Origin of the sequence: Pusillimonas noertemannii, assembly GCF_003096595.1 — a bacterium.
Lineage (GTDB): Bacteria > Pseudomonadota > Gammaproteobacteria > Burkholderiales > Burkholderiaceae_B > Pusillimonas > Pusillimonas noertemannii.
This window is the reverse complement of sequence record NZ_QEKO01000010.1, coordinates 44,513-69,373: the sequence shown is the minus strand read 5'-3', so window position 1 is coordinate 69,373 and position 24,861 is coordinate 44,513. Positions and strand designations below refer to the sequence as shown.

The 24,861-nt window shown below is 62.5% G+C and carries 20 protein-coding genes and 1 pseudogene; 12 read left to right on the top strand and 9 right to left on the bottom strand.

The window, feature by feature from the left end:
• Nucleotides 1-1,402: 1,402 nt before the first annotated feature.
• Nucleotides 1,403-5,110, top strand: a complete 3,708-nt coding sequence (locus C7440_RS18855) for an autotransporter outer membrane beta-barrel domain-containing protein (protein WP_165832646.1) — start codon at nucleotides 1,403-1,405, stop codon at nucleotides 5,108-5,110.
• Nucleotides 5,111-5,316: 206 nt separating this feature from the next.
• On the opposite strand, the gene C7440_RS18850 is transcribed toward C7440_RS18855, so the two are convergent.
• From C7440_RS18850 to C7440_RS18830, 5 genes are all read right to left on the bottom strand, one after another.
• The gene (locus tag C7440_RS18850) at nucleotides 5,317-5,601 is read right to left on the bottom strand and encodes a type II toxin-antitoxin system RelE/ParE family toxin (RefSeq protein ID WP_116519548.1); all 285 of its coding nucleotides are present in this window, start codon (nucleotides 5,599-5,601) and stop codon (nucleotides 5,317-5,319) included.
• A gap of 8 nt (nucleotides 5,602-5,609) precedes the next feature.
• Entirely contained in the window at nucleotides 5,610-5,882 is a 273-nt protein-coding gene (locus tag C7440_RS18845) for an antitoxin of toxin-antitoxin stability system (RefSeq protein WP_116519547.1), read from the bottom strand.
• A gap of 124 nt (nucleotides 5,883-6,006) precedes the next feature.
• A complete protein-coding gene (lysS, locus tag C7440_RS18840) occupies nucleotides 6,007-7,524 on the bottom strand; it encodes a lysine--tRNA ligase (RefSeq protein ID WP_116519546.1) in 1,518 nt (505 codons plus the stop codon).
• A gap of 146 nt (nucleotides 7,525-7,670) precedes the next feature.
• A protein-coding gene (gene prfB / locus C7440_RS18835; protein ID WP_116519545.1) for a peptide chain release factor 2 occupies nucleotides 7,671-8,775 on the bottom strand; the annotation gives its coding sequence in 2 pieces (ribosomal slippage) (nucleotides 7,671-8,693 and nucleotides 8,695-8,775; 1,104 coding nt in all).
• 94 nt (nucleotides 8,776-8,869) lie between these two features.
• Nucleotides 8,870-10,681: a methyl-accepting chemotaxis protein gene (locus C7440_RS18830; RefSeq protein WP_116519544.1), complete on the bottom strand. Its 1,812-nt coding sequence runs from the start codon at nucleotides 10,679-10,681 to the stop codon at nucleotides 8,870-8,872.
• Nucleotides 10,682-10,986: 305 nt separating this feature from the next.
• Here C7440_RS18830 and ahpC point away from each other — a divergent pair, with 305 nt between their 5' ends.
• The 3 genes and pseudogenes from ahpC to C7440_RS20140 all read left to right on the top strand — a co-directional run.
• A complete protein-coding gene (ahpC, locus tag C7440_RS18825) occupies nucleotides 10,987-11,550 on the top strand; it encodes an alkyl hydroperoxide reductase subunit C (RefSeq protein WP_116519543.1) in 564 nt (187 codons plus the stop codon).
• A 127-nt stretch (nucleotides 11,551-11,677) separates the two neighbouring features.
• Nucleotides 11,678-13,264: an alkyl hydroperoxide reductase subunit F gene (ahpF, locus tag C7440_RS18820; RefSeq protein WP_116519542.1), complete on the top strand. Its 1,587-nt coding sequence runs from the start codon at nucleotides 11,678-11,680 to the stop codon at nucleotides 13,262-13,264.
• Between the two features lie 98 nt (nucleotides 13,265-13,362).
• Nucleotides 13,363-13,461 (top strand): annotated as a pseudogene (locus C7440_RS20140) (XRE family transcriptional regulator); the annotation flags it as partial.
• A 227-nt stretch (nucleotides 13,462-13,688) separates the two neighbouring features.
• Here C7440_RS20140 and C7440_RS18810 read toward each other — a convergent pair.
• The gene (locus C7440_RS18810; RefSeq protein WP_116519541.1) at nucleotides 13,689-15,578 is read right to left on the bottom strand and encodes an AMP-binding protein; all 1,890 of its coding nucleotides are present in this window, start codon (nucleotides 15,576-15,578) and stop codon (nucleotides 13,689-13,691) included.
• On the bottom strand, nucleotides 15,560-16,735 hold the full coding sequence (locus C7440_RS18805; protein WP_116519540.1) for an ABC transporter substrate-binding protein: 1,176 nt from the start codon (nucleotides 16,733-16,735) through the stop codon (nucleotides 15,560-15,562). The genes C7440_RS18810 and C7440_RS18805 overlap by 19 nt, the downstream gene beginning before the upstream one ends.
• Before the next feature lie 218 nt (nucleotides 16,736-16,953).
• Between C7440_RS18805 and C7440_RS18800 the strand changes: the two genes are divergently transcribed.
• Nucleotides 16,954-17,772 (top strand): helix-turn-helix transcriptional regulator, encoded by an 819-nt coding sequence (locus tag C7440_RS18800; RefSeq protein WP_116519539.1) that lies wholly within the window; start codon nucleotides 16,954-16,956, stop codon nucleotides 17,770-17,772.
• An 80-nt stretch (nucleotides 17,773-17,852) separates the two neighbouring features.
• On the opposite strand, the gene C7440_RS18795 is transcribed toward C7440_RS18800, so the two are convergent.
• Nucleotides 17,853-18,254: a DOPA 4,5-dioxygenase family protein gene (locus C7440_RS18795; protein ID WP_116519538.1), complete on the bottom strand. Its 402-nt coding sequence runs from the start codon at nucleotides 18,252-18,254 to the stop codon at nucleotides 17,853-17,855.
• Nucleotides 18,255-18,376: 122 nt separating this feature from the next.
• Between C7440_RS18795 and C7440_RS18790 the strand changes: the two genes are divergently transcribed.
• From C7440_RS18790 to C7440_RS18760, 7 genes are all read left to right on the top strand, one after another.
• Nucleotides 18,377-19,570, top strand: coding sequence for a benzoate/H(+) symporter BenE family transporter (locus tag C7440_RS18790; RefSeq protein WP_116519537.1), 1,194 nt, complete (start codon nucleotides 18,377-18,379; stop codon nucleotides 19,568-19,570).
• Between the two features lie 314 nt (nucleotides 19,571-19,884).
• Complete coding sequence (locus C7440_RS18785) at nucleotides 19,885-20,679, top strand: ABC transporter ATP-binding protein (RefSeq protein WP_116519536.1); 795 nt, start codon at nucleotides 19,885-19,887, stop codon at nucleotides 20,677-20,679.
• Nucleotides 20,676-21,671, top strand: a complete 996-nt coding sequence (locus tag C7440_RS18780) for an ABC transporter substrate-binding protein (protein WP_116519535.1) — start codon at nucleotides 20,676-20,678, stop codon at nucleotides 21,669-21,671. Before C7440_RS18785 ends, C7440_RS18780 begins: the two co-directional genes overlap by 4 nt.
• A gap of 153 nt (nucleotides 21,672-21,824) precedes the next feature.
• Complete coding sequence (locus tag C7440_RS18775) at nucleotides 21,825-22,553, top strand: ABC transporter permease (RefSeq protein WP_371743502.1); 729 nt, start codon at nucleotides 21,825-21,827, stop codon at nucleotides 22,551-22,553.
• Nucleotides 22,546-23,400 (top strand): type 2 periplasmic-binding domain-containing protein, encoded by an 855-nt coding sequence (locus tag C7440_RS18770; protein ID WP_116519534.1) that lies wholly within the window; start codon nucleotides 22,546-22,548, stop codon nucleotides 23,398-23,400. The genes C7440_RS18775 and C7440_RS18770 overlap by 8 nt, the downstream gene beginning before the upstream one ends.
• A gap of 16 nt (nucleotides 23,401-23,416) precedes the next feature.
• On the top strand, nucleotides 23,417-23,929 hold the full coding sequence (gene thpR, locus C7440_RS18765) for an RNA 2',3'-cyclic phosphodiesterase (RefSeq protein WP_116519533.1): 513 nt from the start codon (nucleotides 23,417-23,419) through the stop codon (nucleotides 23,927-23,929).
• Nucleotides 23,930-23,974: 45 nt separating this feature from the next.
• Complete coding sequence (locus C7440_RS18760) at nucleotides 23,975-24,502, top strand: SixA phosphatase family protein (RefSeq protein ID WP_116519532.1); 528 nt, start codon at nucleotides 23,975-23,977, stop codon at nucleotides 24,500-24,502.
• 62 nt (nucleotides 24,503-24,564) lie between these two features.
• On the opposite strand, the gene infA is transcribed toward C7440_RS18760, so the two are convergent.
• The gene (infA, locus tag C7440_RS18755; RefSeq protein ID WP_017525456.1) at nucleotides 24,565-24,822 is read right to left on the bottom strand and encodes a translation initiation factor IF-1; all 258 of its coding nucleotides are present in this window, start codon (nucleotides 24,820-24,822) and stop codon (nucleotides 24,565-24,567) included.
• Between the last annotated feature and the right edge of the window lie 39 nt (nucleotides 24,823-24,861).

Genomic DNA, 24,861 nt, shown 5'->3' with positions numbered 1-24,861 from the left:
TGCAGGGATTTGCCGCGGGGGGATCTTTTATACGGAATTGTTATCGGGTAAACCCTTACGACTTTTTACCGACATTTAGGTTTTATTTTTACGTCTTTGTGATTAACTGTTGCTTTTAGAAACCTTGAAATCGGAATAACGGGCAAAAACTGGCGCTATTCAAAAGTTTGGGTTTTTTCGGCGCCGCAACTTGTTGAGGATGGGAGTAGCTATGAGGCAGGCAAATCGGCAGGCGAGATTGTTGAGGGTCACGGCGCTAAGCGCGGCGTTGATGGGGGTTTATGGGGTAGGCGTAGCCCAAACAGATACAGTAAATACTTTGAAATGCGCTGCGACAGGTTGTACTCCTCCCACATGGGAAAACGGTGACAAGTTTTTTGATTCACGCATTGTTAGTAGTGGGGATTATGGCTGGGTGGTAAAGGGCGAGAGTGCTACGTTCACTTTGACTGGCGGAGAGGTCAAAGCGATCGGACACAGGCTCCGTGCAGTTGGTGCGGTCAATGCCGTTGGCTCGGAAGTGGGATCACATGTAACGCTCAATGATGTGGATGTGATTACAGAGTCTGCCGATGCTACCCGTTGGGGAAACCACGGGGTGGTTGCTAACGGGCTCGGCAGCATAGTGGAGATCAATGGTGGTTCTATTACTACGACCGGTGAATACAACAACGGCATACAGGCTGAGAACCAAGGCTTCGTAACGGGCAGCGACGACGTTGCCATCACTGTAACCGGCGGACCCGGTAAATATACCTATGGGGTCGAGGCCGGAGATGGCGGCCAGGTTGAATTAATTGGCGGTTCGATTACCGTGAGTGGCGGCAACGGGGCGGCAGGTGTCCGCGCTTATACAGGATTCGATAGCAGCGGAGGAATAAAGCCCGGAGGTAGAGGTTCTGTTCTTCTTAATGGCACAATCGTCGAGGCTTCGGGCTCAACTGTCGTGGGCTTGCTAGCGGGCGATACCGAAGGTGGCACCAATCCTAGTGCAGGCAACATTAGGATTGAGGGGGGGGCCAGTGTCACGTCGCAAAACAGCGATGCAGCTCGTGTTCGTTTTGGTAGTCAGCTTGAAGTCGACGGTTCGACTCTTAAGTCATTAAATGCCAAAGGCCTAGTCGTAGATGGCAGTGACAGCGGTGCCACACCTTCTATTGCCACCTTGACTAACGCCCAAGTAACAGGGAAAACGCACGGCGCGCACATTCTGGCTGGTGGTAAGCTCGTAGCAGGCAACTCGAGCATTATTGCCACTGCTGATAGCGGTAACGTGACGCAGGGTGGACTTGTCGTGGAGGGTAGCGGTAGTACTGCTACTCTAACTGACACCAACGTCACCGGAAACAAGCGTGGCATAGCCGCGTCGAATAGTGGGACTGTGTCTCTGACGAACGGCATTGTGAAAACCGTAGTAGTTTCGAATAACAACGCCAGCACTGTCCATGTCGCAGGTGGAGCATCTCTTACCGCCAACGACACCCAGTTCATTGTTGAGGCTGACGGGCTAGGCACTGGTAGCCTCTCCAACGTCATCTGGGCAGATGGGCTGGGCACCACCGTCGATCTAACAGGTGGTAGCGTAAGCGCCAATAACGAGGTTTACGGGCGGGGCTTGCTGGCAACCAAGAGCGCTTCCATTACCGGGCGAGAGGTCGAAATATCCACTTCTGGCGGAAAGTCCAACGCCGTTCATGCATTCAGTAATTTTACAACTACCGGCGATAGCACCGACAAGCCTTCCATTGAACTGAATGGCGGGTCTGTGACCACGACCGGCCTTGAGTCTTATGGCTTGTTTGCGCAGAACAACGGGTCGACAATCAGCGCCTCGGATTTGACGGTCACTACCGACAAGGATCAATCGTACGGGGTTGTCGCCTACAACGGGGGCCAGGTCGATCTGACCAACGTTGATATCGAAACGTCGGGCATACATGCTCGCGGGATCTCGGTTGGGGAAACCAGTGCAGGGCAAACGCCGGGTTCGGTGCAAACCCCTAACGTTGGTAGCTCGGTCAGCATGATCGGTGGATCCATTACCACGCACAATACGACGGGCAAAGAGACGCAAGATGGCGACGGCTCGCGCGCTTACGCGGTATATGTCAAGGGCGCAGGCTCTTCCGCCGACCTTACTGACGTCACCATCCTGACCGAAGGGCAAAGGGCCTATGGCGCCCATGCCATCGGCGGTGGCAATGTTGAGTTGACCGGGGGTTCTGTTACCACGAATGGCTTCATGGCCTATGGCGTTTATGCTTCGGGTGCTGGCTCTACAGTAACCACCAACAACGTCGATATCACCACCCACGGCCAGGTCGGCGACGCGATCTGGGCATATCAGGGCGGTGTTACCACGATCAACGGCGGCACCATTCTGGTTCATGGCGACCCGAACCCCAACAGCCCGCATGAAAGCGGCAACGGCATCGTCGCTGCCGGTGGTGCCGCAGGCGTGGGCAATGGTGTGGTCAACGTCAATAATGCGTCCATCACCACCATGGGGCGCGACAGCGTGGGCGCGCTTGCGGGTGCGCTTATAGGCGCTACTTCCACGTCCGGCACGATCAACCTCAACAATACCCAACTGGAAGTGCAGGGCGCCGGCGCGGTGGGTGCTTCAGTCGAGAATGGCTCGACCCTTACCGCAAGCAACGGCACACGCATCGCCTCGCTGCAGGGTAATGGTATTGACTTCGTGAACAGCGGTACGGCGACGCTTACCGGCACCACGGTAGCCGCTGCGGGCGATGCCTTCCATTCCACGTTTACGACGGCAGGGCAAACGCAGAACATAACGCTCGGAGCCAACTCCACAGTTTCTAGCGGCAACGGCAACTTGCTGTATGTTCAACGCAAGACCGACGGTTCCGACGGCGTTGTCAACTTGACCTTGCAAAATGGTTCCCACGCGTCGGGCAACATACGCAACTACGACGCCGATGGCAATCTGGTCGCCCGCGCGGATACTTTCACAACCGTCAACGTTCAGGACGGTGCAATTTGGGCCGGTATTTTCATCGATAAGGGCACCTCTGTTGTCGACGGTGACGATGACATGGACGATTTCACCACCGGAGAAGGCGAGGACGTCGCAATCGATGGCACCGGTAGCGGAACGCAAAACTTCAACGGCACCACGAACATCGGCGGTAGTGTATCGGTAGGCAGGGACGTGTCCTTCAACGGCCCCACCACCATCGGCAACGACCTCAATGGCCAGGACGGCACCTCCACCTCGATCCAAGGCCCTGCAACCATCGGCGGTTCAGTCGTCGGTGGTGCGGGTTCAAGCTTCGCGTTCAACAGTACCACCAGCATCGGTGGAAGCGTCGCAGGTGCCGGCGGATCCGATTTTAGCTTCAATGGCGACACGAACATCGGCGGCGGGGTGTCGGGCCAGGGTGGGGCTTCCTTCAGCTTCAGCCAAACCGGGTCGTCCAGCATCGGCGGCGACGTCAACCTGGGCGGCGGTTCGTCCATCGGCGGCGGCTCCATGAACAACCCCATCAATGTCGGCGGCAATGCGGTCGTTGGAGCGGGCTCCACACTGGGCGGCAACCTGAATGTCGCGGGTTCGCTTTCGGGCAGCGGCGGTACGTTCGCGCCTGGCAACTCCATCGGCTCGCAAACCTACGGCTCGATGGGAAGCTTCACCGGCACCTACGTGGCTGAAGTGAACTCGGCGGGCCTTTCCGACCTGGTCACCATCACGTCGGGCAATGCCGATCTTACCGGCATCGACCTGAAGGTCAGCCAAGAGAATGGCAACGGCGGCTACAAGCTGTATCACGACTACACCATCGTGAAGACCGGCAAGGCGGACGGCATCAGTGCGGTGGCCGGCAACAAGTTTGCCAGCGAAGCGCTTGACGACACTTTTGCCGGCACGCTGGTCAAGCTCGACCCGGCCAAGTTCGGCGCCAACGACGTCAAGGTGAGCCTGTCGGTGGACGGCGATGCCATCGATCGCACCGGTCTCAGCTCCAACCAGAGCGCCACGCTGGACGGCGCACTGTCGGTGGCGGGCCAGAACGCCTCGGCCGACGCTGTTATGTTCATGCAGCCCGACGCCCGCAAAGACGCCCTGAACCAGCTGTCGGGCGAACTGCACGGCAGCACGCAGGCGGCCCTGCTGCAAACCAGCAGCCTGGTCTCGCGCACGCTCAGCGCCCGCATGCGCGGCAACCTGGGCGCGGGCATGCAGCCCGGCGCACCCACGGCCCAGGCCGGCGGTGCCGTGGCCGGCTCCATGCCGACCTCGGCGGCCTATCCGCTGTGGGCCCAGGTGGTGGGCAACTGGAACACGCTTGACAGCGACGGCAACGCGGCCAAGGTCAAGACCAATACGGCGGGCCTGTTCATCGGCGGCGACACCGACGTGGGTTCGGGCTGGCGCGTGGGCGGTGCCCTGGGCTACACCGATGGGCGCGTCAAGGTCGACGACCGCGATTCGCGTTCCGACGTGGGCACCTTCACGGCCGCGCTGTACGGCGGCAACAGCTGGGATCAGGGCAGCGGCAAGCTGAACTTCCTGGCCGGCGCGGCCTACAGCCACCACAGCATCGACACGCGCCGCAGCGTGAACGTGGGCGGCAACCAGACGCTCAAGGCCGACTACAGCGCGCACACCACGCAGCTCTTTACCGAGCTGGGCTATGCGATGCCGGTGGGCGAGCGCAGCGTGGTCGAGCCGTATGTGGGCCTGGCCTGGCTCAGCCAGAAGGCACGCGGCTTTACCGAAGAGGGTGGTGCGGCGGCGCTGAGCGCCGACAGCCAGAAGGACGACGTCACGACCTTCACGCTGGGCCTGCGGGGCAAGACGGCGCTGAACGTGGGTTCGAACCCGGCGCATCTGTTTGCCGGCCTGGGCTGGCGCCATGCCTCGGGTGATGTGGACCCGGGCCGCAGTGTGTCGTTCGTGCAGGGCGGCGGTGCGGCGTTCAATGTGGCCGGTGCGCCCATTGCCAAGAACGCGGCGGTGTTCGACCTGGGCGTGGAGATGTCCGTGGGCCGCAACACGGCCATGGGCCTGGGCTACAGCGGCCAGTACGGCAACGACAACACCGACCACAGCGGCCAGCTGTACCTGCGCGCCCGCTTCTAAGGGGGAGCAAGGGCCGGGGCGCATGCCCCGGCCTGGCGGCCGATGCGATGACCCCGGTCGTCTACCACGGGTCGAGGTTAGTAAAACGGTTCATCGTGTGGCCGAAGCAAGCAAAGCAATAAGGGCCTGCAAGCGTCTGCTTGCAGGCCCTTATTGCTTTGCTTTCAGCCGGCGCGACAGCGCCGTTGTGTATACGGGCAACGTGGTTACTCAGACAGCCTTGGCCACAGGCGGGCGGTATGCACCAGGGCAAGCACCCATACGGTGTCGTTATCGATTTCGTATACCAGGCGATAGCTTTCGTGAGGTATCAGTTCACGGGTGTCGGGCACCTGGCCGGGCTTCCCCAGACGAGGATGCTCGGCCAGCTTCGCGGCCGCGGCGCTGAAAAGTTTGTCCATACGCAATGCCGCGCGGCGGTTGTCTTCTGCAATGTAAGCGCAGATATCAAGACGGTCTTGTCGCGCGGAGGCTGTCCAGCGGACTTTCACATTTTGGCCTATGGCGACAGTTTTTTGCGGATGGCCGAAAATTCAGCCTCTATTTCGTCGTTCGAATAGCTGCGCCCGGCGGTTTTGTCGGCCCGCGCACCGGTGACCTTGAGGCGCAGATAGGCCTCGTATTCACGCGCATGGCGGCGCTCGTCAATATAGTTGCGCATGAGTTCACGCACGACCTGAGAGGCGGGCCGGTCGGCTGCCGCAGCCTCAGCCATGAATTCGTCACGCAATTGGGGCTCGAGCTTCATGGTGAAAACGGTTTTTGCGTTCATGAGCGTGCCTGTTCAATGTACGTACTTAGTATATACCAAGTAATTACAAAATCCATATTCCATCTGTGCAGTTGAGCAGAGAAATTACGTGATATTGCTTGCAGGCCCTTTTTCGTACCGAGGGTCAGTCTTCGCGGCGCAGGTGCGGGAAGAGGATGACGTCGCGGATGCTGGCGCTGTCGGTCAGCAGCATGACCAGGCGGTCGATGCCGATGCCGCAGCCGCCCGTGGGGGGCATGCCGTATTCCAGGGCGCGGATGTAGTCGGCGTCGTAGTACATGGCTTCTTCGTCGCCGGCGTCCTTGGCCTGCACCTGGGCCAGGAAGCGGGCGGCCTGGTCTTCGGCGTCGTTAAGCTCGGAAAAGCCGTTGGCGATCTCGCGCCCGGTCATGAACAGCTCGAAGCGTTCGGTGATGCCGGGTTCGGTATCCGACGCGCGGGCCAGGGGCGAGACCTCGACCGGATAGTCGATGATGAAGGTGGGGTTCCACAGCAGGGCTTCGGCGGTTTCTTCGAACAGAGCCAGCTGCAGGGCGCCGATGCCGGCGCGCGCCAGGGTGGGGCCGTTGATGTCGACACCCTTCTTGCGCAGCTCGGCGCGCAGGAAGGCTTCGTCCTGAAGCTGGTCTTCGGTATAGCCGGGCGCATACTTGAGTATGGCCTGGACGATGGTAAGGCGGTCGAAGGGCTGGCCCAGGTCGAGCTCTTTGCCCTGGTAATTGAGCCGCGCGCTGCCGGTGGCGGCCACGGCGGCCTGCCGTATCAGCGATTCGGTGAATTCCATCAGCCACTGGTAGTCGGTGTAAGCGGCGTAGAACTCCATCATGGTGAATTCGGGGTTGTGCCGCGGACTGACGCCTTCATTGCGGAAGTTGCGGTTCAGCTCGAACACGCGTTCGAAGCCGCCCACGATCAGCCGCTTCAGGTAGAGCTCGGGGGCGATGCGCAGGAACATCTCCATGTCGAGCGCATTGTGATGGGTGACGAAGGGCTTGGCCGCTGCGCCGCCGGGAATGGGGTGCAGCATGGGCGTTTCAACTTCGAGAAACCCCGCCTCGAGCATGAACTGGCGTATGCCGCCTATGGCCTTGCTGCGGGCCACGAAGGTGCGCCGGGTTTCTTCGGTCATGACGAGGTCGACGTAGCGCTGGCGGTAGCGCAGTTCCTGGTCGGAAACCCCATGGAACTTGTCGGGCAGGGGGCGCAGCGACTTGGTCAGCAGGCGCACCTGCGAGGCCTGCACCGAAAGCTCGCCCTTGTTGGTCTTGAACACCTTGCCTTCCACCGCGACGATATCGCCGATGTCCCACGTTTTGAAGCGCGCGTAGGCTTCTTCGCCCAGGGCACTTTTGTCGAGGTAGATCTGTATGCGGCCCGAGCCGTCTTGCAGCGTGGCGAAGCTGGCCTTGCCCATGACGCGCTTGAGCATCATGCGGCCGGCCACCTTGGCGGGGGCACCCAGCTCGGCCAAGGCGTCTTTGTCCTGCTCGCCGTATTTGGCGTGCAGCTCGGCGGCCTTGCTGTCGGGCTTGAAGTCGTTGGGAAAGGCCACGCCTTCTTCGCGCAGCCGCGCCAGCTTGCCGCGCCGCTCGGCGATAAGGTGGTTTTCGTCGGTGGCGGTGGCGGGGGTTGGTTCAGTCATGTCGATGTATGGGGTTCAGGATATGGGGCGCCGTAAAGCATTATGGCAAAAAGTGCGGCGCCGGTCGGGCGCCTGGGCATCCGTCATGTTCGCATGCAGCGCGAAACTTCGAACGCACGGATGCCCGGCCGGGCTGCGGGGGTGGCCTACACCCCCTGTTTCAGGCTGGCCTGGATGAAGGGATCCAGGTCGCCGTCCAGCACTTTTTGCGTATTGGAGATTTCGACGTTGGTGCGCAGGTCTTTGATGCGGCTCTGGTCCAGCACGTACGAGCGGATCTGGTGGCCCCAGCCCACGTCGGTCTTGGCGTCTTCCATTTTCTGCTGCTCGGCCATGCGCTCGCGCATTTCCATCTCGTAGAGCCGCGACTTGAGCATTTGCATGGCTTCGGCGCGGTTGCGGTGCTGCGAGCGGTCGTTCTGGCATTGCACGACGATGCCGCTGGGAACGTGCGTGATGCGCACGGCGGAATCGGTTTTATTGATGTGCTGGCCGCCGGCGCCGCTGGCGCGGTAGGTGTCTACGCGAAGATCGGCCGGATTGACCTCGATTTCGATGGAATCGTCGATTTCGGGATAGACGAAGACGCTGGCAAACGAGGTGTGGCGCCCATTGGATGAATCGAACGGGCTTTTGCGCACCAGGCGGTGCACGCCGGTTTCGGTGCGCAGGAAGCCGAAGGCGTGGTCGCCCTCGATCTTGATGGTGGCCGACTTGATGCCGGCCACGTCGCCGGGCGACTCTTCGAGCACTTCGGTCTTGAAGTCCTTGTTTTCGCAATAGCGCAGGTACTGGCGCAGCAGCATGGACGCCCAGTCTTGCGCCTCGGTGCCGCCGGCGCCGGCCTGGATGTCCATGAAGCAGTTGAGCGGGTCGGCCGGGTTGTTGAACATGCGGCGGAACTCGAGCTCTTCGAGCTGCGCGCCCAGTTTTTCGCAGTCTTGTTCTATGGCGGCCAGCGTGGCGTCGTCATCGTCTTCGGCCGCCAGCTCGAAGAGCTCGCGTGCTTCGGACAGGGCGCTGCCTATGTGGGTCAGCGAACCAACGATGTTGTCGAGGCTTTTCTTTTCGCGGCCCAGCTCTTGGGCGCGTTGAGGGTCGTTCCAGACGTCGGGGCTTTCGAGCTCGGCGTTGACGACGTGCAGGCGTTCAGATTTGCCTGCGTAGTCAAAGATACCCCCGTAGCGCCGCCTCGCGCTCCGCGTAGTCTTCGATGCGGGCGATGAGCTGGTTCTGGCGTTCGGCTTCCATGTGCTTTCCTGGTTTGATGCGTGTATTTGGCTTAACACGCCATTTTACCGTAGCCGCGGGCGAGGCGGCGGCGAAAGCCCAGCGGAAATCGTTATCAGGCGGCTGTCCGGCTGGCCAGCCAGGGCAGGGAAGGCGTCGGGCGGCCGCCACCCGGCGGGTTGTCCGGGAAAAAGCGCGAGGCGAGGACGACGCCTTCATCGTCGGGCGAAGGCATTGTCAAGCCCGCATCTCGTCCGCCGGCAAGATGGCCGAACCCTTCCGGGTCGTCTTCGAGGGGCTCGCATTCGTGCTCCGGCCCGGCGTCATCGGGCATGACGAAGCGCGCGATCACTTCCTGCAAGCCCTGGGTCTGCTCGATCTGCCGCAGCGCGGCCTGGGCGGCCTCATGCACCAGCCGGGCGTTTTGCTGGGTAATGACGTCCATCTGGGCCACGGCGACCGTCACCTGGTGTATGCCCTGCGACTGCTCCTTGGAAGCCGCGCTGATTTCTTCCATGCGGTCCTTGGCCAGCGCCACGCAGGACACGGTTTCGTCCACGGCGGTAACGGCCTCATCGACCAGCTTGCCGCTCTGGTCAACGTGGTTCAGGGATTGCCGGATGAGCGCCTCGATTTCCTTTGAGGCCGTGGCGCTGCGCAGCGCCAGGCTGCGCACCTCGTTGGCCACCACGGCGAAGCCGCGTCCATGGGCACCGGCGCGGGCGGCCTCGATGGCGGCGTTCAGGGCCAGGATGTTGGTGCGCATGGCGATGCCTTCGATGGTGGCCACGATGTCGGCCATCTGTCCCGAATCCTGGCGCAGCAGGCTCATGGTACGCGCCGCCTTCTGCATTTGCGCACTGCCATGGGCCGCGCGGGTCGAGGCATGGGCCACCCGCTGCATGGCCTCGTGGGCATTGTCGGCATTGAGGCGCACTGCGGCGGCCAGCTGCTCCATGGCCGCCGACGACTGCTGCAGGCTGGCGGCCTGCTCGTCGGTGCGCTGGGAGAGGTCTTCATTGCCGCGAGAGATCTCGTGTGAAGCCGCCGCCACCTGCAGCGTGCGCTCGCGCACCTGGCCGACCACGCCCTGTATGCCTCGGCCGATGCCGTTGAGCGCGCCCAGCAGTTGCCCCATCTCGTCGCGCCGCAGGGTGGGCGCGGTGGCCGTCAGGTCGCCTTGCGCCAGCAGTTGCGCCAGCCGCACCCCCTGGTTGAGCGGCCGGCGCACAAAGCGGTACAGCAGGAAGAGCGCGGCGGCGCTGCACAGCAGCAGGGCAAGCAGGGTTGCCGTGGCGATGCGCATGGCGCGTTCGCTAAAGGCGCGCGCCGCGTCCATCTCGGCCGCATAGCGACTGGACTGCATGGCGTTGAAATCATCGATTTGCCGCGACAACTGGGCGGCTGGGCCTATGTATTGCTGGCCGAACAGCAGCACTTTGGCCAAGAGAGGCTGGGGCAGGGCCACCTTCAGTCCGCCGGCTCCGTCGTCTTCCAGGCCCTTGGCCGTATTGATGGCCTTGATTTCCTGCTGGGCCAGGGCCTGGGTGGCGGCGAAGGCCGATTCCACGGTTTCCATTTCGGCGGCGGTGAAGTCGGCCCGGCGAAAACGCTCTATCAGCGGCGTGCTGTCGCCGCTGGGGTCGGCCGCCTTGCCGTGCAGCAGGTCGGCGACATGGAAGTAGGCCTCTTCGAACTCGGGCTGCTCGCTCGAGACGAAGGCCATTGCATGACGCGTAAGGGCCTGGGCATAATCTTTGTACAGCGCGGCCAGTTCGGTGGCCCGCAGGCGCTTGCTTTCGGTCTGCTGCAGGTGCTGGATGCTGTCCGCCACGTTGCGCAGGGCGCTGAAGGCCAGCGCACAGCACAGCCCCAGCACCAGCAAGAAAATAATGAATCCGTTCTTCAGTGTAAGAAAGCGCTGCATTGCCTGCCTTGGTGGTTCGACCCAAACCGCGAAAGTATGGCGGGCGAAGATTACATGTTTATTGCGCCTGCACGCCGGCTTTCAGGCTGTAACATGGAACGAACTTTGCTGGGATATCCTCTTCAAGCTGCTGGCATCGTCCCCGAAAAAGCGGGAGGGGTTGGGCTGGGGCGATCCTGGCGGGTAAGAGATGTGCGATAGTAAAAATCAACCGGCACAATTGAATCAATCAATTTTACAAATCATACCCCGTTGCCTATACTGGCTTCACTAACCCATTTATCAACCACAAAGGAAGACAAAACATGTCCTTGATTAATACCCAAATCAAACCTTTCAAAGCTACCGCGTACCACAACGGCAAGTTCGTCGACGTTACCGAAGAAACGCTGAAAGGCAAATGGTCGGTGCTGGTCTTCTATCCGGCCGACTTCACTTTCGTGTGCCCCACCGAACTGGAAGACCTGGCCGAGCAATACGCCGAATTCCAGAAGCTGGGCGTCGAAGTCTACAGCGTCTCCACCGACACCCATTTCTCGCACAAGGCATGGCATGACACTTCCGAGGCCATCGGCAAGGTCACCTATCCCATGCTGGCCGACCCCACCCACCAGCTGGCCCGCAACTTCGAAGTCCTGATCGAAGAAGAAGGCATTGCGCTGCGTGGCACTTTCGTCATCAACCCCGAAGGCGAGATCAAGGTTCTTGAAATCCATGACAACGGCATCGGCCGTGTCGCCTCCGAGCTGTTGCGCAAGGTCAAGGCAGCCCAGTACATCGCCGCCCACCCCGGCGAAGTCTGCCCCGCCAAATGGGAAGAAGGCGCCAAGACCCTGACTCCTTCGCTGGACCTGGTCGGCAAGATCTAAGCATCGCCCCGCGTAAGCTGCATTAAGCAACGCCCACAAGGCGATTCCATTCGAAGCGGCGGTTTCCGGGCTACGAGCCCGGTCGCCGCGGCTTCCTGAACCCAACCTTCATGAGAGTAAAAATATAATGTTAGATGCCAATCTCAAGACCCAGTTGAAGTCCTATCTGGAAAAAGTGTCGCAACCCATCGAGATTGTTGCCTCTCTTGACGAGGGGGCAAAATCCCAAGAGCTGCGCGAACTGCTGCAGGAAATCGATTCCCTCTCCGAGCGCATCACGCTTGTCGAGCAAAGCGACGATTCCCAGCGCAAGCCTTCGTTCAGCATCAACCGCCCGGGTACCGACATCAGCGTCCGCTTCGCGGGCATACCCATGGGCCACGAATTTACCTCGCTCGTGCTTGCACTGCTGCAAGTGGGCGGGCATCCGATCAAGCTCGACGAAGCGGTCATCGAGCAGATCCGCAATCTCGACGGCGACTACCAGTTCGAGACCTATTTCTCGCTGTCGTGCCAGAACTGCCCCGATGTGGTGCAGGCGCTCAACGCCATGTCCATCATCAACCCGCGCATTCGCCACGTGGCGATCGACGGCGCGCTGTTCCAGAGCGAAGTCGACGAGCGACAGATCATGTCGGTACCCACGGTCTACATGAACGGCGAAGTATTCGGCCAGGGCCGCGCGGGTGTTGAAGAAATCCTCGCCAAGCTCGATACCAACTCGGGCAGCCGCAAGGCCGAAGAGCTCAGCGCCAAAGAAGAGTTCGACGTGCTGATCGTGGGCGGCGGTCCCGCCGGCGCGGCGGCCGCGGTGTACGCCGCGCGCAAGGGCATTCGCACCGGCGTGCTGGCCGAGCGTTTCGGCGGCCAGGTGCTCGACACCATGGCCATCGAGAACTTCATTTCCGTGAAGGAAACCGAAGGGCCGAAGTTTGCCGTGGCGCTTGAAGAGCACGTCAAGGCCTACGAGGTGGACATCATGAACCTGCAGCGCGCCGAAGCCCTGGTGCCGGGCAAGTCGATCGAGATCAAGCTGGCCAACGGCGGCTCGGTCAAGGGCAAAACGGTTATTCTTGCCACCGGCGCACGCTGGCGCGAAATAAACGTGCCGGGCGAAAAAGAGTACCGCAACCGCGGCGTGGCCTATTGCCCGCACTGCGACGGCCCCCTGTTCAAGGGTAAAGACGTGGCGGTCATCGGCGGCGGCAACTCGGGCGTCGAGGCGGCCATCGACCTGGCCGGCCTGGTCAAGCACGTTACGCTGATCGAATTCGGCGAAAGCCTGCGGGCCGACGAAGTGCTGCAGCGCAAGCTGCGCAGCCTGTCCAATGTCACGGTCATCGTGTCGGCGCAAACCACCGAGATCCATGGCGACGGCAGCAAGGTCACGGGCCTGTCGTACACCGACCGTCCCAGCGGCGAGTCGCGCAAGGTCGAACTCGAAGGCGTCTTCGTGCAGATTGGCCTGGTGCCCAACACCGAATGGTTCAAGGGCACGGTAGACCTGTCGCGCTACGGCGAGATCGAGATCGATGCGCGCGGCCAGACCTCGGTTCCCGGTGTATTTGCCGCCGGCGACGCCACCACGGTGCCGTACAAGCAGATCGTCATCGCCGCGGGCGATGGGGCCAAGGCTGCCCTCAGCGCCTTCGACCATCTCATCCGCAGCTCGGCGCCTGAAGAAGAACCGGCCCAGGAAAAGGCCATCGCCTAAACGCCTGTCCCGGCTCCTCGCCCTTCGGGGGCGCGAACCAGAGAAACCCCATTCTCGGCTTCGCGCGCCCGAAGGGCGTTTTTCTTCTGGGCGCGACTATGATGCAAGCACTGGTGTCGCTGGATCAATGTGTGGAGATCGTGGTGCAGCCAGCGAGGCGGCCGCACGCCCCGGGCATTACCGTTGCGGCCTGGTGATTGAAGGGCGGCCTGGTGTGGCGCGGCAGAGTTGTCCACAATTTATGTGAACAACTCTGCGGACAACTCTTTGACATGTCGTGCAAACGTAATGGGCGCGCCCGTTTGCCGGGTTTGTGCAAAGGGCGGCCGTTTGTCCGTCATTGCCGCTTGATTCACGCAACGGGGCGAAGGCAGGCTCGTCATCCGGCATGACGAGCCTGGCGGCACCGGCACACCAGAGATATTCAGCGCACCTCTATGTCGCATTGCACGGGCAGGCCGCGCAGGGCGCTTTCGATGGCGGCTGCCTGAGCCTGGTCGCGCACGACAATCAGGCAGCGCGACGACTGCTCGTCGCGCAATTCCGCCTCGCAGTGCTGCAGCAGGCCCGCCTGCCGCAGGGTGTCGCGCACGACGTTCAGGGCCGCCATGCGCCGCAGGGCAGGCTTGAAGATCTTGCCCACGGGCGTGGTGGGCATGGCCTTCAGGATATGCACCTGCTTGGGCACGGCCGGCCGCTCGTGGATGCGGGGCGTGGCCTTGGCCAGCAGTTGCGGCGCGTCGCAGGCCGCTTCCGACTTGAGCGTGACGAACACCACCGGTAGCTCGCCGGCGTAGCGGTCGGGCTGGCCCACCGCGGCGCAATCAAGCACGTCGGGGTTGGCCAGGAAGGCTTCTTCGATGGCCTGCGGGTCGATGTTGTGGCCGCTGCGTATGATCAGGTCTTTCGAGCGCCCGGTGATGAAGATGCGGCCCTGTTCGTCGACATAGCCCAGGTCGCCGGAAATCAGCCACCCATTCTCGGTGAAGGTGCCGGCGTTGCGCGCGGCGTCGACGTAGCCGGGGCTGACATGTGGCCCCCGCAGGCACAGTACGCCTTCGTGGCCGGGCGCGCAGAAGGTGTCGGGGCGCGGCTTGTCGGCCTCGTCCAGCGGCAGGGCCCGCACCTCGGTATAGGGCAGGGCCAGCCCGACCGAGCCGGCCGTGCGCGGCAGGGCCATGGGCTCGATGGCCACGATGCCGGCGCATTCCGTCATGCCGAATATATTGCGCACGGGCACGCCGGTGCGCGCTTCGAAATGGCTGGCGATTTCGGCCGGCAGGGAAGAGCCGCCCGTAAGGGCCGCGAGCACGCCGCAACTGCCATCCACGCCGGCCTGTTCATGGCTTTGTGCCAGCGAGGCCAGCGTGGTGGGCACGCAGCCCAGATGGGAGATGCCGTGCTCTTTGAACAGCTGCCAGGCGTTCGCCACGAAGCGCTGGTTGCGCATGCCAAGCAGGGTGGGCACGTAAATCGTGCCGCCCACCGCGAGGGCGGCCAGGCCGTAGACGAACACGCCCGCCACATGAAACAGCGGAAAGCCGTTCAGCAGCCTGTCGCCGTGCGAAAAGCAGTAGTAGGCGGCGGCCATGCAACTGGTGTGCAGCTCGTTGCGGTGGCTGTGCCGCAGTATCTTGGGCAGGCCCGTGGTGCCGCCGGTGTGGAAGATGGCGGCGGTGGTGTCGGGCGAAATCTCATCCACCAGGCCGGCCAGGGGCTCGGTGGCGCGCAGCAGCGCCTGGAACGAGCCGGGCGCGGGCTTGGCCTCGTCGGGGTCGATCTCGAACACCCGGCGTTCGCCGCCCGCCAGGCGCACGGCCTCTTGGGTGGTCTGTTGTATGGCGAGCTGTTCGCTGTGCCCCAGGCTGACGATCACGCGCACGTCGGCGGCGCGCAGCAGGCCGGCGATGTGTTCGGCGCCCAGGAGATAATTGATGGGGAACACGCAGCCGGCCAGCTGTGCGCCCCACAGCGCCACATGGGTAGAGGGAATGTTGGGCGCGATGACGGCCACCGGCGCATCGCGGCTTACCCCCGCATGGCGCAGCAGGGCGCCCGCACGCAGTATCTGGTCGGCCAGTTCGTCGTAGCGCCACGCCAGCAGTTCAGACCCGGGCTCGGGCTCTGACTGGAAGAGCAGGGCGGGCGTGTCGGGATACTGCCGCGCGTTGCGCAGGATCAGGTCCAGGGTCGATGCAAAGGGCACGCTTCGCGCATAGGGGCGGGCCTCGATGCGCGGGATGCTGTCCAGGCTGTCGATGACGGGCGGTGTCCAGTACCGCCCGTTTTCATGGCTTACTGCGCCAGTTTCCATTTTCCGTCCTTGATTTCCACCACCACCTGGCCGCGGCTGTCGATGCCGTTGTGGTTCTCTTTGCTCATGTTGAAGACGCCTTCGGGGCTGACGACTTCCTTCATGTTTTCAAGCGCGTCGCGCAGGGCCGAACGGAATTCCGGCGTGCCCGGCTCGGCTTCCTTTAGCGCGACAGGCACCGTGGCTTGCAGCCAGTTCAGGGCGGTCCAGGCGGTGGAGCCGAACAGCGAGCGCGTGCCCGCGCCGTATTTGCCTTCGTACTGGGTCACATAGTCGACGCCCGCCTTCTTGGTGGGGTCGTCCTCGGGCAGTTGTTCGGCCACCAGCACGGGAGCAACCGCCAGGAAAGTGCCTTCCACGTCTTTGCCGCCCACGCGCAGGAAGTCGGCGTTGGCCACCCCATGGGTCTGATAGATTTTGCCTTGGTAGCCGCGCTTGACCAGTTCGGCCTGGGGCAGGAAGGCCGGCGTGCCGAAGCTGAGGATGTAGATGGCGTCGGGCTTGGCCGCGACCAGGCGCAATATCTGCGCGGTGACGCTCAGGTCTTGCGCGCCATAGCGTTCGACCCCGCTGATTTCTATGCCGTGGTCCTTGGCCTGTTCGGTAAAGGCGTTCAGGAAGCCGTTGCCGTAGCTGGTCGAGACCGCAATGGCGCCGGCCTTCTTGACGCCGTGGGCAGCCATGTGTTCAAGGGCGCGCTGTACCGAGATCGCTTCCGGGGCCGCCATCTTGAAGGCCCAGGTGCGGGCGCCTTCCTGGGGCTCGATGATGGCGTTGCCGCCGCCCAGGGCGATGACCGGCGTGGCCAAGTTGCCGGCGACTTCGACAATGGCGATGGAGGGCGGCGTGACGGACGAGCCGACGATGACGTCGACTTTTTCTTCGTTGATGAGCTTGGCAGCCTGGCGGGACGCCTCGGTGGGGTCGCTGGCATCGTTCAGCATGATCACCTTCAGCTTCTGGCCGGCGATGCTGTCGGGCCACAGCTTGACGGTGTTTTCAGCCGGCTGGCCCAAAGAGGTGGCCGGGCCGGTGGTGGACAGTATCACGCCTACGGTAACGTCGGCGCTGGCGCCTGCCGCCAGGCCGAACGAGAGCGTGAGGGCGGCGCACAGGCGGGTCGCGGTGGCGGGCCGGGGAAAACTTCGGATTTTCATGGTGGGTGTCTCCTTGTATCCTTATAGGTTGTTGGTCCGTGGTTGGGGGCTGGAACAAGCCTCGCGCCGCCTGCCTGTGCAGGGCCGGGTAGCAAGCCAGTCCACGGCTTTGTCGCAGTATGACAAGGCTCCGCGCCCGGGTCTGTCCACTCAAAAGACGACAGGGGCCGCCACCGCGGTTCGGTTCTATACACCGTATCTTTTTAGGAGTTCGCGCCATGAATGCCTGGAGCCTGGACAACGCAGCAAGCGCCCATGCCTCGGCCGCCCGTCCGGTCGACGGGCTCATGAGCCATGTCATCGATTCGCTGGGCGAGCCCGATTTCGGGCGCAGCCTCATCGCGGGCCTGAACGAGCTGGTTCAGGTCGACTTCTTTTCGGTCTACCAGCTCGACGTCCATGCAACGCCCCGCATGTTTCTTTCATCCAGCCGTTCGGGGCACGACGTCAGCGCCGACTGCTTTCGCAGCTACCAGAAGCGGCTGCACGCGCAAGACCACACCTTCGACGGCGCCAAACAGCTGCTGAGCCACGGGGCCATGGCCATGACCTACGCCCATCAGTCGCATTTTGCGCCGCCGCACCGCGAAGCCATCTATTCGCGCCACGGAATACAAGATCGCCTGTCGGTGGTGTGCCAGGCCGACCAGGGGCTGGTGCTGGCCACCAACTTCTACCGTTTCGAGCGCCAGCCCATGTTCGGATCGTCTGATGTAGACGCCCTGCAATCGGTGGCCAAATCGGTGGCGGCCTGCGTCACCAAGCACATCAGCCTGGCCCAGGGCCTACGGCCGGCGCCGGGGCCCGACATCGGCGCCCTTACGCGCGAACTTGCCGCATTGTGCCCGCGCCTTACCGGACGCGAACTCGACGTATGCGCGGGCCTGCTGCTGGGCCGCACCTACGACGGCATTGCGGCCGACCTGGGCCTTTCGGTGGCCACCGTCAAAACCTACCGCGCCCGCGCCTACGACAAGCTGGGCATCAACTTCCGCAGCCAGCTGTTCGGCATTGCTTCGCGCCTGGTCCAGCCCTAGGCCGATTGTCGCCGCGTACGGGCATCGCGCGGGCCGTGCATTGCCTGCAAAGCCCGCAGACCGGCGGGCTGCCCGAAGCGCTAGAACTCGTATTTGTCCAGCGAATGCTCGTCGGCTGAAAGCCGCGACAGGTCGAGCGGGCGCACGGCACCCATCCAGATGGCGAAATCGCGGTGGTCGATGAGGTCGTTGCCCGTGACCGGATGGGTGAACACGACCAGGCCCTTGCGGTTCATGGCCAGCCACGGCAGCAGGTCGGCCAGTATCGGCGGCCGATAGGAAAGCTGGCAGCTCCAGTCGGGGTGAGGCCCTACCGGCTTTTCGTGCACGCGGCCCATCTTGGCGCCAAAGCGGCGCTCGGCCTCTTGGCAGAGCATCCGGGCCTGCTCTACCGTGGACGCATCGAAATAAACATGGGAGTGGTAGCCCGCGACGGGGCGCCCCTGCCAGGGGCCGGCGGGTGAATGTGTGTGGCTTGTCATGTGACCATCCTGTGTTGCGGGTGTTTGCCTTGCTTACTATATTGCGGTTTCGCCGGGCCACCTTAGCATGGTTACAATGCACCGGACCGTGCCCCGTGAATCGGAAAGGCGCGGCGCCAAGAATGAAAACGGGGGAAGCACTGGTGTTAAGCAGAGATTGGTCCGTATCCGCGATTACGGCGGGTTTCCTGGCTGTACTGATCGCCTACGCCGGCCCGGCGGTCATCTTCTTCCAGGCGGCCGCCGTGGCCGGAGTCTCGAACGAGATGCTGTCTTCCTGGATCTGGGCTATTTCCATCGGCCCGGCCATTACCGGCATCTATCTCAGCTGGAAGCTCAAGACCCCCATCGTCACCGCCTGGTCGGCGCCGGGCACGGCGCTGCTGGTAACGCTGTTTCCGTCCATCAGCGTCAACCAGGCGGTGGCGGCCTACATTACCGCGGCGGTCATCATCTTCGCCATCGGCGTGTCGGGCTGGTTCGACCGCATCATAAAGGCCATTCCGCGCGGCATCGCATCGGGCATGATGGCCGGCATATTGTTCCAGTTCGGCCTGGGCGCCTTCAGTTCCGCTGCCACCATGCCTTTGCTGGCCTTCGGCATGATAGCCGCGTATATCGTTTTCAGGCGCCTGTGGCCGCGCTACTGCATCGTGCTGGTGCTGTTCGTGGGCATTGCGCTGGCGGTGCTTACAGGCCATACCAATCTATCCACGCTCGAGTTGCGCTGGGCCACCCCGGTCTTCATCATGCCCGACTGGACCTGGGACAGCACGCTGAGCCTGGCCCTGCCTCTGGTGCTGGTCAGCCTTACGGGGCAGTTCCTGCCCGGCATGGCCATACTCAAGGTCTCGGGCTACGACACGCCGGCGCGTCCGCTCCTGGTTACCACCAGCATGGCTTCGGTGGTGGTGGCCGTATTCGGCGGCATCAACGTGGTGATCGCCGCCATTACCGCCGCCCTGTGCACCGGCAAGGACGCGCACGAAGATCCGGGCAAGCGCTATGTGGCGGGCATCGCCAATGGCGTGTTCTACCTGATAGGGGGGCTTTTTGCGGGCACCATCGTGCTGCTGTTCACGGCCCTGCCCAAGGAGTTCATCGCCGTGCTGGCGGGGCTGGCCCTGGTGGGGGCGATCGCCAGCAATGTTGTAGGAACGGTACAGGACGAAGAAAACCGCGAGGCCGCCATCATCACCTTTCTGGCCACGGCCTCGAACATGAGCTACCTGGGCCTGGGCTCGGCCTTCTGGGGCGTGGTAATAGGCGGCTTCGCCTATGCGGTGCTGCGCCTGCGTAGGGGCCGCAGCGCGTAGGCCTTGTCCTTCGCGGCTCGGGAGCAGGCCCGAAAAAAAGCGAGGCATGTTGTAGAGCCGTTTTTGGCAGCGGCATAGAGCAATCCCTGCCGCGGGGCCCGGTTTTATATGTCAGTATCTTTTGCTCATTTTGCCTCTTTATTATTTTTGGAAATAAACAAAGAGCGCAAAATTTGTTGGTGCGGCGCAACTTGAAAAGTAAAGTTTCATATACGCCAATTAATGTGTTTGGGCCGTGCTTAATACCCGTATAGCTATAAAGGTTTTTCGGGCAAAAAGCGCCGCGAACTCTTGCGCATCCCGCACTGACATCCATGAAACTAGCATTCCAACATATCAAGAAGCGCTTCGGCGACCTCAACGTGGTCGAAGAGTTCAGCCGCGAAGTCGACTCGGGCGAGCTTGTCGCGCTGGTCGGCCCCTCGGGCTGCGGCAAATCCACGCTGTTGCATATCGCGGCAGGGCTCGAGAAGCCTTCGGCGGGCACCATGCTGGCCGGCGGCAAGCCGGTGCGCGGTCCCGACCCCGAGCGCACCCTCATGTTCCAGGAGAACGCCCTCTACCCCTGGATGACCCTGGTGCAGAACGTGGCCCTGGCGCTTGAATTCCAGAAGGTCGACAAAAAGCAGGCCGAGGCCCAGGCGCGCGAATGGCTCGAAAAGGTCAACCTGAAAAGCTTCGAAGACTATTACCCGCACCAGGTATCGGGCGGCATGCGCCAGCGTGCGGCCCTGGCGCGCGCCTTCATCACGCGCCCCAAGGCGCTGCTGCTCGACGAGCCCTTTGGCGCGCTCGACGCCCTTACGCGCATGACCCTGCAAGACGCCCTGCGCCAGCTTATCCGCGAGGCCGGCCCCACCGTGCTGCTGGTTACGCACGACGTCGACGAGGCCTTGTTCCTGGCCGACCGCATCCTGGTCTTCAGCAAGCGGCCCGCCACGGTGCTGAAAGAGTTCTCTCTTTCCCAACACGAAAAAACCCACGATCTGTCCGAGTTTGCGGATATGCGGCGTGAAATCCTGGGCCTGCTGGGCATCCATGCCAAGCACGAGCAAGACGCCGAACCAGTTTCAGAAACACAAGAATCCCTAGAAGGAGTAGCGGTATGAAGTTTTTGCGTATGTTGTTGCCGGCCCTGGCCGCCCTGGCCCTTTCCAACCAGGCTGTCGCCGCCGAGAAATTCAAGATCGGCTATCTGCGCGTCATGGACGACGCCCAGGTCATGGCTGCCTATGAGGGCGGCTTCTACAAGAAGCACGGGCTCGACGTCGAACTGGTCGAATTCAAGTCGGGCACCGATCTTATCAAGGCCATCGTGGGCGGCCAGCTCGACACCGGCGTGCTGGGCTTTACCAACGCCGCCTCATGGTCGTCGCGCGGCGCCGACCTCAAGGTGGTGGGCGGTGCGCAGCACGGCTACCACGCTATCGTCGTGCGCGACGACGCCAACATCAAGACCGTTGCCGACCTGAAGGGCCGCACGCTGGCCTCGCAGAAAGAGGGCAGCACCGCCGACACCGTGCTGCGCGGCGTGGTCCTTAAGAACGCTGGCCTGCAGGCCAGCGACCTCAACATCATGGGCGTCAGCCCGCAGGTTGCCGTCCAGTCGCTGGTGGGCAGCCGCGTAGACGCCGCCTTCCTGTTCGAGCCGCAGGCCAGCATCGCCAAGCTGGTGGCCCCGGTTAGCGAAATCTACGAGATCGGCGAAGTCTGGCCCTTCCCGTGCATGGTGGTGATCACCTCGGGTGAAACGCTCAGCAAGAACAAAGAGGGCGTATGGGCCTCCATGGACGCGCAGCGCGAAGCCATCGACCTGCTGGCCAACAAGCCCGACGAAGCCGCCAAGCTGATCGCCTCGTACTTTATCGCCGAGCCCACGCTGAAGACGCAAGAGCATGGCGAGATACCCCGCGAGAAGGTCATCAGCGACGCCATCGCCAGCCAGACCTTCAGCCCCGTCCTGACCCAGAAAGAACTGGCCCGCATGCAGGAAATCGCCGACATCATGCAAGAGCAGGGTGCGCTCAAGACCCGCGATGGCTCGCCTTTCAATGTAAGCACCATCGTTGACCTCAGCTGGCAGGAAGCGCGCAAACTATAATCCTTGCGCAGCCTTTCCAACCCGGGGCCTGTAAACACTAAAACTTTTAGTGTTTGCCGATCCTAGAGATGGCCGGTCGTTGCCGGCCATCTTGTTTTGAAGCACTCCATGAGCTCACGTTCACAACTTACCCGTTTTCAAAAGTCCGCCGCCATGGTGGTGGCCATTCTATTCATCCTGCTCATCTGGCAGACCGCGGCCTGGACGCTGCCCGACTTCCTGATGCCGGGCGTGCCCACGGTCATAGCGCGTCTGTGGGCCGACATCCAGACCGGCGAGTTTCGCCAGGTGCTGTCGGGCAGCCTGACGCGGCTGGGCTTCGGCTACGGCATTGCCCTGTTGTTCGGCATTGGCCTTGGCCTGCTGGGCGGCGTCATGTACTTCTTTCGCGAAGTGCTCAAGTCGGCCATCATCATCCTGCAGTCCATTCCCTCCATTGCGTGGGTGCCGCTGTTCCTCATTCTGATGGGGTTCGGCAATGTACCCATTATCGTGGTCATCGCCCTGGCGGCCTTCTTTCCGGCTGCGCTGTCGGTCATGAACGCCACTGAAAGCGTGTTGAAGGTGCATGTGTCGGCTGCCCGCGTCATGGGCGCCTCGCCCTGGGGCATGGTCAGGCGCGTCTACCTGCCCGCCGTCATGCCCGAGCTGATCACCGGCGCGCAGCTGGCTTTCGGCAATGCATGGCGGGCGCTGATCTCGGCCGAAATGCTGATCGGCTTCGGCAAGGGCCTGGGCCGTTCGCTGGCCTATGCCGGAGAAACGGCCGACATGATAGGCGTGATGGCCAACATCCTGACCATCGCCATCCTGGCCACGCTTATCGACCAGGTCCTGCTCGAGAACCTGAAGCGCAAGCTGTTGCGCTACCAATATGTCTAGATATCGGTTTCGGACGTTCACCGCGGCGCTGTTCCTGGCCCTGGGAGCTTCCCAGGCCGGGGCCGCGGCGTCGTCCGGTACCGCGTCCGAAGGTCCGGCGGGGCCCGCGGTGTCTTCCGCTTCTTCATCGGGGGGCCAGGCTCTGTCCGATCTGACAGTGGGCGTGCGCTATGTGCCGCCGCCTTTTGTGGGCGGTTCCAAGGTGCGCACCCCCGAAAGCATTGAAACCCTGCTGGTGGCCGAGGTGGCCGGCAAGCTGCAGCGCAAGGCAAGGTACGTCGAGCTCGACGCGGGCGCCGCTTCGGTGCCGTCGGGCGCCATGGATTTTGCCGTGGCCAGCCTACCCAAGGCGCAGCCGCGCAACGACGGCGCCGTGGTCATCGCCACCGGCCAGGTCACGCGGCCCATGGCCATCATGCGCACCGACACCGACATCAAGTCGTGGCGGCAATTGCAGGGCAGAACGGTTTGCCTTGCCGAGGACGGCCGCTACGTGGGCCGCATCGCCGAACTGTACGGCGCCATCGAGCAGGTGTATCGTGCCCCGGCCGACGCCTTGCTGGCCTTGCGCACGGGCGAATGCGACGCAGCTGTGCACGACGACACCATGCTCAAGGCGCTGCTGCGTTTTCCCGAGTGGAAGAAGTTTTCGGCCAGCCTGCCCCCCGGCGAGGCCGAGACGCAGTATTTTCTTGTGCCCGCGGGCAATGACAAGATGGCGACCTTGTTGAAGGAAATGGTCGCAAGCTGGAAATCCCGGAGCCATTTCAAGAAGCTCATCGCCGACATGACGCAGGACATTGCATTCGAGGTCTATCTGGACCAGACTGTGCCCGATTGCCACTGATTCCGCCCGCCCGCCCATGCAGCAAACCACCGGACGCCTCTTTTTTGCCCTGTGGCCCGACGACGACGTAGCGCGCCGGCTGGCCGACACGCAGTCGCCCCTCGAGGGCGGGCGCAAGACGCACGCGCGCGACTTTCACCTGACCCTGGCCTTTCTGGGCGTGCAGCCTTGTGAAAACCTGCCGGAACTGCGCAGGGTGGTGGAAGAGATCGAGTTCAGCGCCTTGCCGCTCGTCCTGGATCGCTATGGCGAATTTTCGCGGCAGAAAGTCGTGTGGGCGGGTATCAGCAGCGTGCCAGAGGGCTTGCCCCAGCTGCGCAGCCGCCTGCTTGCCATGTCCGCTTTGCAGCGGCTTTCGTTCCGGCGCGAGGCGGGCTTCGTGCCTCACGTCACACTGGCGCGCAAGACGCATGCGCCTGTTTCCAATTTCGAGCCTATCCCGTGGCGTGCGGCGCGCATCGCCCTGGCCGAGTCGGTGGGGGGCGAGGCGGTGCCGCGCTATCGCCTGCTGGCTTGTCGCGACGCTTAGCCTGGGTTACGGTAAGGCCTTTTGCGGCTATTGCAAGGAGCCCAAATGCCCGTATCTTTTCGCCGACTTTTCCTGTTGCGTCACGCCGAAGCGGGCCGTCCGCCGGGAACGGGCGACCACGAACGGCCGCTTAGCGAACAAGGACGCGACGACGCCGCATCGATGGGCGTCTACATGGCCCAGGCCGGCCTACTGCCGCAGATGGCGCTGGTGTCCACCGCCACGCGCACGCGCAGCACCTGGGAATTGGTGCAGAAGGCCTTGCCGCAGTTGGTGCCGGCCCTGTTCGAAGGAAGAATCTACGAGTCCACGCCCGAGGCCATTCTTGCCGCCATACGTACCACGGCGGCCGAGCATGAAAGCCTGATTGTCGTGGGCCATAACCCGGGCATGCACCGTCTGGCACTGCATCTCATAGGCAGGGCCGACCGCAACGCCTTTGCCAGGCTGCACAGCGACTATCCGCCGGGGTCTTTGGCGGTAATTGATTTCGAAGTGGATGCCTGGACGGGCATCACCGAGCATGGCGGTACGCTTGAACGCTTTGCCACGCCGGCAAGCCAGTCTGATTGAGTTTCCTGGCGGGGCGCGCCCAGGGCCGTGGCCCATAAGCTTTTTTGCCAGGCAAGATACCCTTAATGACGCTTGCGCGCGGGCGTATAGGCGGGACGATTGGGCAGGTGGCGGAAGGTGATGCGGCCCTTGCTGAGATCGTAGGGCGACATTTCCAGGGTGACTTTGTCACCAGCCAGGATGCGGATGTGGTGCTTGCGCATTTTGCCGCCGGTGTAGGCGACGACGGGGTGGCCGTTGTCCAGTACGACACGGAAACGGGAATCGGGAAGGACTTCTGTGACAGAGCCGCTCATTTCCAATAATTCTTCTTTTGCCATATATGGTTCTCCTGTAATGACATTGCTGCAAGGCCACGC